Annotated in this window: 12 protein-coding genes; all 12 read right to left on the bottom strand. The window is 39.1% G+C overall.

Annotation, left to right across the window (positions count from 1 at the left end):
- Window positions 1-41: 41 nt before the first annotated feature.
- Window positions 42-1,283 (bottom strand): competence/damage-inducible protein A, encoded by a 1,242-nt coding sequence (locus AC52RT_RS16285; protein WP_495541717.1) that lies wholly within the window; start codon window positions 1,281-1,283, stop codon window positions 42-44.
- Window positions 1,284-1,303: 20 nt separating this feature from the next.
- Window positions 1,304-1,888, bottom strand: a complete 585-nt coding sequence (pgsA, locus tag AC52RT_RS16280; protein ID WP_495541716.1) for a CDP-diacylglycerol--glycerol-3-phosphate 3-phosphatidyltransferase — start codon at window positions 1,886-1,888, stop codon at window positions 1,304-1,306.
- Between the two features lie 64 nt (window positions 1,889-1,952).
- The gene (locus tag AC52RT_RS16275) at window positions 1,953-2,849 is read right to left on the bottom strand and encodes a helix-turn-helix domain-containing protein (protein WP_495541715.1); all 897 of its coding nucleotides are present in this window, start codon (window positions 2,847-2,849) and stop codon (window positions 1,953-1,955) included.
- Window positions 2,850-2,866: 17 nt separating this feature from the next.
- A complete protein-coding gene (locus AC52RT_RS16270; protein ID WP_495541714.1) occupies window positions 2,867-3,658 on the bottom strand; it encodes a DUF3388 domain-containing protein in 792 nt (263 codons plus the stop codon).
- Between the two features lie 291 nt (window positions 3,659-3,949).
- Window positions 3,950-4,207 carry a DUF3243 domain-containing protein gene (locus AC52RT_RS16265; protein WP_495541713.1) on the bottom strand — a complete coding sequence of 86 codons (258 nt, stop codon included), beginning with the start codon at window positions 4,205-4,207 and terminating at the stop codon, window positions 3,950-3,952.
- Between the two features lie 78 nt (window positions 4,208-4,285).
- Window positions 4,286-5,008 carry an elongation factor P 5-aminopentanone reductase gene (gene ymfI / locus AC52RT_RS16260; RefSeq protein WP_495541712.1) on the bottom strand — a complete coding sequence of 241 codons (723 nt, stop codon included), beginning with the start codon at window positions 5,006-5,008 and terminating at the stop codon, window positions 4,286-4,288.
- 54 nt (window positions 5,009-5,062) lie between these two features.
- Window positions 5,063-6,349 carry an EF-P 5-aminopentanol modification-associated protein YfmH gene (gene yfmH / locus AC52RT_RS16255; RefSeq protein ID WP_495541711.1) on the bottom strand — a complete coding sequence of 429 codons (1,287 nt, stop codon included), beginning with the start codon at window positions 6,347-6,349 and terminating at the stop codon, window positions 5,063-5,065.
- Complete coding sequence (yfmF, locus tag AC52RT_RS16250) at window positions 6,349-7,626, bottom strand: EF-P 5-aminopentanol modification-associated protein YfmF (RefSeq protein ID WP_495541710.1); 1,278 nt, start codon at window positions 7,624-7,626, stop codon at window positions 6,349-6,351. Before yfmF ends, yfmH begins: the two co-directional genes overlap by 1 nt.
- Before the next feature lie 178 nt (window positions 7,627-7,804).
- The gene (locus AC52RT_RS16245; protein ID WP_495541718.1) at window positions 7,805-8,725 is read right to left on the bottom strand and encodes an ABC transporter permease; all 921 of its coding nucleotides are present in this window, start codon (window positions 8,723-8,725) and stop codon (window positions 7,805-7,807) included.
- A 39-nt stretch (window positions 8,726-8,764) separates the two neighbouring features.
- Window positions 8,765-9,811, bottom strand: a complete 1,047-nt coding sequence (locus AC52RT_RS16240) for an ABC transporter permease (RefSeq protein WP_495541709.1) — start codon at window positions 9,809-9,811, stop codon at window positions 8,765-8,767.
- Entirely contained in the window at window positions 9,804-11,339 is a 1,536-nt protein-coding gene (locus AC52RT_RS16235; RefSeq protein WP_495541708.1) for an ABC transporter ATP-binding protein, read from the bottom strand. Before AC52RT_RS16235 ends, AC52RT_RS16240 begins: the two co-directional genes overlap by 8 nt.
- A gap of 162 nt (window positions 11,340-11,501) precedes the next feature.
- Window positions 11,502-12,026: BMP family lipoprotein (locus tag AC52RT_RS16230; protein ID WP_495541707.1), on the bottom strand; the 525-nt coding region annotated here is incomplete at its 5' end.

Genomic DNA, 12,026 nt, shown 5'->3' with positions numbered 1-12,026 from the left:
ACGGCAGCAATGCCATCTCCTTTTTTCATACAATCTTAGGGTTACATGTTTTCTAATTCTTGCAGTAAATAATGACAGCCATATTTCACGCTGCGAACCCGATTTTGAGATCGGCTGCCCGAGAGACTTAGCTTTTTAGCAAGAGACTTCCCATTACGAAAGGCAATACCAATAAATATTGTACCCACAGGTTTTCCTTCTTGTGTATCAGGTCCGGCAACGCCGGTGAAGCTGATTCCTATATCAGCATCAAACTTAGAGCTGACGTTTTCAGCCATTTCAATCGCACATTCTTCGCTGACAACGCCATATTGTTCAATGGTCTTGTTTTTAACATTGAGAACATTTGATTTCGCATCATTTGTATAGCTGACAATACCGCCTTTAAAGACTTTACCTGCTCCTGGGATTGTTGTCAGCTGTTCTTGAAACATTCCACCGGTCAGGCTTTCGGCTCCTGCAATGGTCAGCTTCCGAACAGTAAGTTCCTTCACTAATTCCTTAATAAGTGAAGTTTGGTTATTTCCATAATGAAATTGCCCGACTCTGGTTAAAATTTCTTTTTCAGCTGCAGCAATCATCTCTTCGCACTTTTCTTTTGTTTCATGCTTTGCTGTTATCCTAAGTGTTACTTCCCCATCGCCTGCAAGCGGCGCGATTGTCGGGTTGGACTGTTTTTCAATTAAGTCCTCAATCACTGTTTCTAACTTAGCTTCACCAATCCCAAAAAAGCGCAGAACTTTAGATTCGATTCGTTCATGCTTATCCATCAATTTCATAAGCGTTTCATAACCGTATTTCAAGAACATTGGTTCCATCTCACTTGGAGGGCCTGGCAGAAGCATATAGGTAATATTCTCGACCGTCAGGACCATACCGGGTGCCATGCCATGATCATTTGCTAATATGTCAGATCCCTCAAGTACAAGTGCTTGTTTTTTATTATTTTCAGTCATGACTCGGTTTGATTTAGTGAAATAAGCTTCAATGGATTGAAGGGCCTCTTGATCAAAAACAAGTTCTTTACCCAGCATTCTTGAAATGGTTTCTTTCGTCATATCATCCTTCGTAGGACCTAACCCGCCGGTGAAAACAATTAAGTCTGCACGTTTCTTGGCAATATCGACTGCATCCTGCAGTCTCTTGTCATTATCCCCTACGACCGTATGATAATAAACGTTAATCCCCATTTCTGCGAATTGCTGTGATAAAAAACGGCCATTTGTATTTACAATCTGCCCTAAAAGCAGTTCTGATCCAACCGCGATAATTTCTGCATCCATCTCTCCAGTCACTCCGTTCTTTACTTCGAATTAATAAATATAGATTTATTTTTCGCAAAATATTCCCAACCAGACCAAACAGTGAAAATCAACGCAATCCATAGCGCAATATATGCCAATGGGAAAGAGAACAAGGCAAATGGCAGATTGTGAAGTAATAATGCGGAAATGGCAATAATCTGAGCCCATGTTTTAATTTTACCCAACGTAGCAGCAGCCACAATTTCTCCGGATCCAGCTAAAATGGCTCTTAATCCTGTTACGGCTAGTTCTCTGCTGATAATGACGATTGCAATCCACGTTTGTCCATAAATTAAATCTAAGTCTACTAGAACCAAAAGTGCAGCAAGCACGAGCAATTTATCCGCTAGCGGATCTAAGAATTTCCCTAGGTTTGTGACCATGTTCAGCTTACGAGCATAATACCCATCGATCCAATCTGTAGTGGATGCGATAATAAAAACCAGCGTCCCTACAAGATGGGTAATTGGAAGTACATGTCCATCTACATTTAGTTCTCCCCATGACAAAGGCAGGAGCATTATTAATAAAAAGATAGGTATTAAACAGATTCTCGATATAGTAATTTTATTCGGTAGATTCACTTCTTTACCCTCCAAAAAATTCGCATTAAACACTCATGAAGAAAAATAGTCACCAATAAGATGACTATTCAGGTTTCGTGAATTGTATTGTTACTGTCTGTGTAGTACTTTTCGTTGGTGAAACCGAATATTCAAGCAGCTCTTCATTCACATAAATTTCGGTTGCGGCTGCATTACCAATTCTAACTTTCGCTTCTGTTTCTTCTGAAACATCAATTTCTTTGCTTTCGCTGTCCTTTAAAATACCTTCAAATAATGACTTGCCGTTTGCATTTTTAACACTTACCCACGTTTCACCTTTTGAAGAAAGTTTCAGGAGAAATTTATCCGCATTCTTAAGTTCATACGTACTATTAGTTCCTGCGTTGCTTACAGAGATGAGTTCCTGTTCAAGCTCCGGTTCCTCTTCTGTTCCTTCTGACTCTTCTTCTACAGGTTCCGTCATTTTTTCATCAGGTTCTTTAGTCTCTTCTTTCTCTTTCTCCAATGGAGAATTTTCGGTCTCTCCATAATTAACATTGTCTTCATTTTTCACTTCAGAACTGCCGCTGCTTTTGTTGTCGTTAGTATAGTTTACCCATAAGACATAAACGAGAATAATGGCACCAAGCACAAAAATAGAAACGAGAATTTTTGGGAATACCTCCATAAATTTCGAAGTTGATGGAGATAGTGACTTTCTTGTACGCACTCGTGACAGCTGGTCTGGTAATTCTTGATTCGCGATCGCGGGTACTTCTGTTTTGTACTGCTCAAAAATTTCTTCTGATTCAAGACCAACTGCTTCACAATATTGTTTTATAAAAGCACGCACATAAAATTTGCCGGGCATCATATCATAGTTACCTTCTTCGATGCCTACCAAATAACGTTTTTGAATCTTTGTCACTTCTTGTAGATCATCAAGGGTCATCCCCCTGGCCGTTCTAGCTTCTTTCAGTCTATTTCCTAATTCCGTCAATTAAAACACCTGCCATTTTAAAAATCGATTGAACCAAATTCATTTGCACCGAACTGATCGTTTTGGTCTGCTGCTTCGTATGTAATTTCTTCTTCAGGGTTGTTTCGTAACTCAATAATGTAATCGAAATCTTCTAAAGTATATTCTGTATTCTGAACAAATACATCAGGATGCTCGACTACTTTCACCGCATCCATTCTCATAATTTCACGTACAAGCTGCCAATGACGTTCATTAGCACGGCGAGTTGACACAATCCCATCCAGAATGAATAAATTATTGTCATTGTACTCATCTTCAATTAGCTGACTGCGAATAGTCTGTTTTAAGAGAGTGGACGAAACAAATAGCCATCTTTTATTTGCACAGACACTGGAGGCAACAATTGATTCTGTTTTTCCTACCCGCGGCATCCCGCGAATACCAATCAACTTATGGCCATCTTGTTTGAATAACTCTGCCATAAAGTCAACTAACAACCCTAAATCTTCTCTGACGAAACGAAACGTATTTCTTTCATCGGCATCACGCTGAATGTATCTGCCATGCCTGACAGCCAAGCGATCACGGAGATTCGGCTCTCTTATTTTATGCACCGTTATGGTGTCCATTGTCGACAATATCGATTCAAATCTTTCAATACTCCAGTTGTCATTTGCCACTAATAGCATGCCCCGTCTACCTTCGTCTACACCATTAATGGTAACGATATTAATCGAAAGCATACCGAGCAGCGAAGAAATATCACCTAACAAACCTGGACGGTTCTTTTGTATTTCATATTCAAAATACCATTCTTTTTTTTCCAATCCAAACACTCCTTAAGTGACAGGATCTTATTTATAAGGTAGTTTTGTGAAAAAAACCGCATTTGTGCCCGGAATCGCGGAAAACTACCCCTATGATTGTCTATTTTCTATAATATAGCATAATGGGTTAAGTTAAAAGCGAAAACATTCTAAAATTAAGGCTAATCTTTACTTAAATTTAAAATAATTCTTGCGCTGTGGCAGGTAATTATGAACAGTTAGATAAATCCCTCATGCATCTGACCAATGACAATAAAAAAAGCCCCATCAAATGACAGGGCCTTAAATCAATTACTGTGTACCATTGTTTTCCACTAATTTAACCATCATACTCGCAATTGAATGCTTTTCTTCATCACTTGCTACTGACCATAAATCGGCAAGCACTTTCTCTTGATCATTTTGAGGTTCCACTTGTTTAGCCAAGTAGTCGCCAATTTCAAAAGCAAGATTACTTATAGTATCTTGCTGAAGGCCTTGGTGCTCCCCTTGATGCAAGCGATCTCCTAAGAAGTTTTTCCATTGATCCCAATTATCTAATACAGACATCTTTCATCATCCCTTCTTTCAATTCGTACATAGTTAGTTTGTGAAGAAGCGATTTAAATTATGCATGTATCAGATGAGTTAGTACCAACCTCCATTAACCCCCACTATTTGACCGGTAATGTAAGAAGCTTTAGACGATAACAAAAAGGCAGCTGTTTCAGCAATCTCAATCGGTTTACCGACTCTCCCCATCGGAATATCATCATTCAATTGATCAAATTCCTCTTCGGTAAACCCATCCAGCATGGCTGTTGAAATCGCACCTGGGGCAATTCCATTTACGCGGATATTATTCAGCGCACACTCTTTACTCAGTGCTTTAACAAAGGCATTTTGGCTTCCCTTTACCATAGAGTAAAACACTTCACAAGCAGCACCTGCCTGACCCCAAATGGACGTTACAGCGACTATGGAAGCATTGTTTGCAGACATAAGCTTTGGCAGCAATTCACGTGTTAATTGAAAAGGACTTGCCACATGAAGTTGTGTCATCTGCTGCACGATTTGATCATTTGTATCACTCATTAATCCATAAAAACTATTGCCGCTATTCAAAACAACAGCGTGTAAAGAAAAAATTTGAGCAGTTATTTGTTTGTAACCATCAGGTTTCCCTAAATCGGCTTGGATGGGAATGACTTCAATATCAAACCGGTCAAGCTCACTCATTAGTTCCGTAATCGATTTTTCATTTTGATTATAATGCAGATAAAGGGAGTAATCATCTTCAGCAAGTTTTAAAGCAATTGCTCTGCCTATCCCACCGCTCGCTCCCGTAATTAAAGCAAATCTTTTTTCCATTTTCCTGCTCCTTTAATCATTCAAAAAGCCTTGTCGTAATGACAAGGCACTCTCTTATTTTGGGATAACCTGACAGACCGTAATTTGTGATTCATCAATTAATGTTGCAGCCGTTTGTTTAATATCGTCAAAACGGATTTGTTCTAAGATTGGAACAACATCAAACAAATTCATATCATTAAATGCATATCTGGTAAATTGATTAGCAATGTATTCAGGTGAATTTAAAGAGCGAAGAAAAGAACCAATTTTTTTCTTAATAATCCGCTCCAAGCTTTTTTCATCAAGACCTGTTCCTGTTTTAGCTTGAAGTAATAGATCGGTCAATTTTTCTGACAGCTCATCTGGATGGAGCGTATCGCCTCCAAGAAGCGCAAACCCAAATCCCTGCTCCTGGGTATAGTCATAAGAAAAGGATTGGTCGATTAATCCAGTCGAATAAAGATCTTCATGGATAGAAGAGCTCTTGCCGAAGAGCATTTCCAAAAGAATATTAGCACTTAATTCAGTCTTTAGAAGCTCCTTACCTTGAAGATTTACATGACGAGCTTTTATTCCAAGCATAACCTTAGGTGTCTGAACATTCATCTTCAACTGACTCTTTTTCACAGCCACCTCACTCGGTTCGTCTTCAAACTGCCTTTTAACTTCCGGCTGAGGCTGGTAGTCTTTTGTTTCTTGATTCGAGCGAATCTTATCCATGATTTCTTTTCCATTTACTTCTCCAACAATAAATAGGAGCATATTACTTGGATGATAAAACGTATGATAACATTCATAAAGCATATCTTTGGTAATTCCAGCAATCGAATCAATCGTCCCGGCAATATCGATTTTTACTGGATGGGTATGATACATATTTTGTATCGTGCCAAAATATAACCGCCAATCAGGATTATCATCATACATATTAATTTCTTGTCCAATAATCCCTTTTTCCTTTTCAACTGTTTTTTCGGAGAAATAAGGATCCTGGACAAAGTCAATTAATGTTTTTAAGTTTAGTTCAAATTCAGATGTACTTGAGAAAAGATAGGCTGTTCTAGTAAACGAAGTAAAGGCATTTGCTGACGCTCCTTGCTTGCTGAATTGCTGAAAGACATCACCATCTTCTTTTTCAAATAGTTTATGCTCAAGAAAATGTGCAATTCCGTCTGGTACCTTCGTATAATCGTCCTTATCGAGCGGGACAAAATGATTATCAATGGATCCGTATTTGGTCGTAAAGGTTGCAAACGATTTATTAAATCCTTTTTTAGGAATGACATAAACCTCTAAGCCATTCGCCATTGTTTCATGCAGAATTTCTTCCTGTAATTGATCAAATTTGATTTTTTCCATTACTGCGGTACCTCCGTCCCAGTTAAGAAATATACGGTATCCAACTCGATTTTCTTCCCTGCTTCAACTATTTCCGACTTCGTTATCTTCTCGGTAGCTTGCAGCCATTTTTCTAATGGTATATCAATTTTTGCAATGACATTGTGATAAATAATTTCCACAAGTCCGCGCGGAGAATCTATCGTTTCAAGAATCTGGTTTCGAATAACAGCCTTTGTTTGTTCTAGCTCTTGCTCTGAAAATTCACCGTTTTTCATGGCTTTCATCTGTTCCGAGATAATTTGAACAGCTTGACGGTAATTGGCCGTTTCTATCCCGCTCATCACAATCAATAATCCCTTATGACTTTCCAGCCTAGAAGCAGCATAATAGGCAAGACTCGCTTTTTCACGAACATTAATAAAGAGCTTAGAATGGGAAAAACCGCCAAAGATACCGTTGAATACTTGAAGGGCGTAATAATCTGGATCACCATAAACGATTTGCGTCCGATATCCGATGTTTAACTTCCCTTGTTTAACATCATCTTTCTCCAATATCTCTTTTGCCTTTACCACGTTTTTTTGAATTGAACGCATCTGCACAGGCTGACGCGGCTTTAGCTGAATGTAGCGGTCTGCAAACTGCTCTACCTGTGTTTGTTCCACGTCGCCGATTACATACAAATCAATCTCATCTTCTGCAATCGCTTGTTTGTAGTAACTGTACAGCGATTCTGCAGTAATTGCCTCAAGGTCTTTGTTATTCCCCAGCGTCTCAAGGCTATAGGGTTCTCCTTGACACATTTCTTCAATGAGTCTAGTCGATGCGAAACGCATTTTATCATCGAAAAGTGATTGAATTCTTTGCTTAAGTGAACGTTTTTCATTCGTAAAGGATAGTTCATCAAATGCAGTATCCGTACTGTTAGGCTTTAAGAGAATATCAGCAAGCAGCGCAAATCCTTTTTCGAGTAACGGTGCAGAATCACTAAGAAATTTTTCATTCGCAATTTCCATAGTAAAGCTGATAACATCGTATTCTCCTTTTTTACCTACATCCACATAAAAGCTGGCACCATATAATTCATCAAGGTAGGAGCGAAGTTGAGGGGTGGTTGGATAGTTCTTCGTACTCGCTTGCAATACATATGGAAGCAAAGAACGCTGCGTGACACTTTTATCCGATAAAGGTGCCTTCATTTTAAGTACTAAGGTATTCGTCTTATATTGGGTCGTTTGTATTGTATGCAGTGTATATCCCTGCATACTTTTCACGTTATCTGTTGCTATTGCCATACAAATCCTCCTATATATATGTATTTGAAGTAATGTTTCTATTATTTGTCTAGCAAAACCCTTTTAATCATCTACTTAAAATATACCGTCAAAAGGAAAATTCATGCAAGCTTGAAGACTTTTTTCATATGTATACGAAAAAACGGCTAGACAAGAAATCTGTCCAGCCGTTTCTATATTATCTTTTCCCTTTAATATAAGGCAAACCGGATGCTTTCGGAGCATCTGCTCGTCCGATAAATCCTGCTAGCGCAATAATTGTTAATACATAAGGAGCAATTAACAAGTAGACAGCTGGAATATCTTTAAAGAACGGCAGGCTTGCACCAACAACACTTAAGCTCTGAGCAAGACCAAAGAATAAAGCAGCACCCATTGCACCCAGTGGATGCCATTTACCGAAAATCATGGCGGCAATAGCCATAAACCCTTGACCATTAATTGTCGCATGACTGAAATCATTAGAGAATGAGATCGCATATATGGCACCACCGATACCTGCAAGGGCTCCAGATATAATAACCCCAGCATACCGAATTTTAGTAACACTGATCCCCATTGTATCAGCAGCCATCGGATGCTCTCCCACTGCACGAATCCGTAAACCGAATGGTGTTTTATAGATAATATACCAAACTACAAAAGCTAAAAGGATAGCGATATAAGAGATATAGTAACCATTTGAGAAGAATATAGTACCAATATACGGAATATCACTAAGAATTGGAATATCTACTCTTGGAAACGGTTCTGTTATAATATCCGTTTGACCCTTGCCGTAAATTTTCTTCACAAGAAAGACCGTTAATCCGACAGCCAGAAGGTTAATTGCCACCCCGCTGACTGTTTGGTCTGCCCTAAATGTAATGGCTGCAACTGCATGTAAGATGGAGAAGAGTGCGGCCACAACCATTGCTATCAACACGGAAATCCAAGGGGTCCATGCTCCCAGAGAATCGGCCAAAACCAGGTTAGAAACAATACCCGTAAATGCCCCAATAACCATTAATCCTTCTAAACCAATATTTATGACACCGCTTCGTTCAGAAAACACACCGCCAAGCGCAGTGAAAATAAGTGGCGCTGCCAGCGCGATCATTGCTGGTACAATAATTCCTAAGATTTGATATAAGTCCACTTATTTCACCCCCTTTTTAGTAATGCGGCCAATGATGTAACGGATAAAGTAGCTAGAAGCAACAAAGAAGATAATTAAGGCAATAACAATATCAACGATCTCACTCGGAATTCCAGCTTCATATGGCATATTTAAAGCTCCTGCCTTTAGGCCTCCAAAAAGGATAGCAGCAAAGACAACACCAATCGCTGTATTTCCACCCAGCAAGGCTACGGCAATACCGTCAAAACCGATACCGGTAAACCCGGTTTTAATCGCTGCATATCCGAAAGTTCCCAGGCCTTCCATTGAACCGGCAAGACCTGCAAATGAACCGGAAATAACCATTGAAAGAACAATATTCTTATTCACACTCATACCTGAGTATTCAGAAGCATGCTGGTTAAACCCTACTGCCTTTAATTCAAAACCTGTTGTTGTTTTTTCAAGAATAAAATACATGATGAAGACACAAATAATCGCTACGAAAATACCCCAGTGCATCCGTGATCCTTCTGTAATACTTTCAAAGAAAGGGGAACGGAGACTAGCCGTGTCTTTTATTACACCTGTTTTATCCATTTTATCTGTCAAAACATTATTAATGATATAGTTCGTAACATGAAGGGCGGTATAATTGAGCATAATTGAAACGATAACTTCATGTACTCGGAATTTTGCTTTTAAGATCCCAGGGATGAATGCCCACAAAGCACCGGCAAGACCGCCGGCAAGAACAGCCACTGGTAAATGAATGATCGCAGGAAGATCAAATGTGATTCCAACCCATACAGATGCCAACCACCCTACAATTAGCTGTCCCTCAACACCAATGTTGAAGAGACCGGTTCTAAAAGCAAATGCGACGGCCAGACCTGCAAGAATATAAGGGATAATCTGTCTGACTGATTCCCCTAGATTAAACGAGTCACCGACGATCCCCGTTACCATAGCCGAGTAACCTGCTACAGGATCGTAACCGCTTACCAACATAATTATTGCGCCAGCTATAAATCCTAAAACGACCGAGAGAACTGGGATGCTTATCATTTTTAGTTTGTTAGACATTGGCTGTATCCCCCGCTTCTTTACGCTTACTTCCTGCCATAAGCAGCCCTAGTTCTTGTTCTGTGGTTTCTTTAGGGTTAACAATAGCCACAATTTCACCTTCATAAATCACTGCAATTCGATCGCTGATGTTCATAATTTCATCTAATTCAAAAGAAATCAGCAATACCGCTTTCCCATGGTCACGTTGCTCAATCAGACGTTGATGGATAAATTCAATTGCTCCTACGTCTAAGCCTCGGGTAGGCTGCGCAGCAATTAGTAAATCCGGATTCCGATCTACTTCCCGGCCAATAATCGCTTTTTGTTGATTACCTCCGGATAGGGCTCTAGCCGGAGTATACTCATCTGGAGTACGTACATCAAATTCTTTTATTAGCTTTCTTGCTTTGTCATACACATTCTTTTCATTTAAAATTCCCATTTTTGAGATAGGTTCTTGATAATAGGTTTGTAACACCATATTTTCTCCAATTGTATAATCAAGGACCAAGCCATGCTTATGACGATCTTGGGGAATATGTGCGATACCGGATTCAGTTATTTTTCTTGGTTTTAAATTCTGGATTTCCTTATTTTTCAGCTTAATCTTACCATCGGCAACTTTTTTCAATCCTGTAAGCGCTTCAATCAGTTCCGACTGTCCATTGCCATCTACACCTGCAATCCCGACAATTTCGCCGGATCGTACTGTAAGTGATAAGTTTTTAACCGCTTCAATTCCTCTAGAGTCCTTTACCTTTAACTCTTCTATCGCTAAAACAACATCAGTGGGACTGGCTTCTTTTTTTACTGTTTTGAAAACTACCTCTCTACCAACCATTAAACTAGCAAGTTCTTCGGGATTCGTTTCATTGACGTTAACAGTCCCAATTCCTTTTCCCTTACGAATAATGGTAACTCGATCACAAACCTCCATAATTTCCTTAAGCTTATGAGTAATGAGAATAATCGATTTTCCTTCTTTCACAAGTGCCTTCATAATAGAAATCAATTCTTTAATTTCCTGAGGCGTAAGTACAGCAGTCGGCTCGTCAAATATTAGAATTTCTGCTCCTCGATATAATGTTTTCAAAATTTCGACACGTTGCTGCATACCAACAGATATATCGGCAATTTTCGCATCTGGATCAACATGTAAATGATATTGCTCAGATAACTCTCTAACCTCTTTTTTTGCTTTTTTCAAATTAATCTGTCCAGCTTTGGATGGTTCTTTTCCGAGAATAATATTTTCGGTGACCGTAAACGGATCGACAAGCATAAAATGCTGATGAACCATTCCAATGCCAAGTTCATTGGCAATGTTAGGATTAGTAATCTTAACAGGTTCTCCATTTACGCGAATTTCGCCTTCCTCAGGTTGATACAACCCAAACAAAACGTTCATCAGAGTAGATTTCCCTGCTCCATTTTCCCCTAATAGAGCATGAATCTCTCCTTTTTTCAACTGCAGAGTAATATTGTCATTCGCAATAATTCCAGGGAATTCCTTACGGATATTGAGCATCTCAATAATATGTTCCACTTTTAATCAACCCCTACAAGAATATGAGTCTTTCTAAAGACCAAACCGTTTGCCTCAAAAAAAACAAAGGAAAAACTATAAACTGTTATAGTCTTTCATTCAGTTTTTCAGCAAGGTATGGAACAGAGGGCAATAACGCCCTCCTACTCCAATATCAGTCTATTAAAATCCCATTTCTTTAAGCTCTGCACGTGTGCTTGGAACTTTTTGATCACCGGATTTAATTTTTGCTGTATATTCATCAACCGCTTTCAATGCTTCTGGAGAAACATTGTCTTTTGAATCCGAGACCATAATCGCATTTTCTTCAATACCATACTGAATGATTTTACCGCCTGGGAATTCACCTTCAAGAGCTTGTTTAGATAAATCTTGAACAGCAACGTCTACACGTTTTACCATTGAAGTTAATGTAACATTATAATCTTTTCCATCTACAGTCACTTTACCTTCTTCTACTTGGTCACGGTCAACACCGATTACCCAAACATTGCTTTCAGGATCTTTTTTCTTCAATTCTTTTGCTGCAGAGAATACACCATTACCTGTTCCGCCGGCAGCGTGGTAGATGATATCAATTCCTGATCCATACATACTGTTTGCAATGGCTTGCCCTTTAGCAGCATCGCCAAAACTTGCAGCATACTGTACGTTGACATCCGCTGTTTTATTTACTGTTTTAACACC

The sequence above is a fragment of the Peribacillus sp. genome, from assembly GCF_059453735.1.
This window is presented reverse-complemented; position numbering and strand designations above follow the sequence as displayed.

Excerpts from the sequence above, each read along its gene's own strand:
- AC52RT_RS16285 (WP_495541717.1), bottom strand. The coding sequence starts at position 1,283 with ATGGATGCAGAAATTATCGCGGTTGGATCAGAACTGCTTTTAGGGCAG.
- AC52RT_RS16265 (WP_495541713.1), bottom strand. The coding sequence starts at position 4,207 with ATGTCTGTATTAGATAATTGGGATCAATGGAAAAACTTCTTAGGAGAT.
- ymfI (WP_495541712.1), bottom strand. The coding sequence starts at position 5,008 with ATGGAAAAAAGATTTGCTTTAATTACGGGAGCGAGCGGTGGGATAGGC.
- yfmH (WP_495541711.1), bottom strand. The coding sequence starts at position 6,349 with ATGGAAAAAATCAAATTTGATCAATTACAGGAAGAAATTCTGCATGAA.
- yfmF (WP_495541710.1), bottom strand. The coding sequence starts at position 7,626 with ATGGCAATAGCAACAGATAACGTGAAAAGTATGCAGGGATATACACTG.
- AC52RT_RS16245 (WP_495541718.1), bottom strand. The coding sequence starts at position 8,725 with ATGATCGCGCTGGCAGCGCCACTTATTTTCACTGCGCTTGGCGGTGTG.
- AC52RT_RS16240 (WP_495541709.1), bottom strand. The coding sequence starts at position 9,811 with ATGTCTAACAAACTAAAAATGATAAGCATCCCAGTTCTCTCGGTCGTT.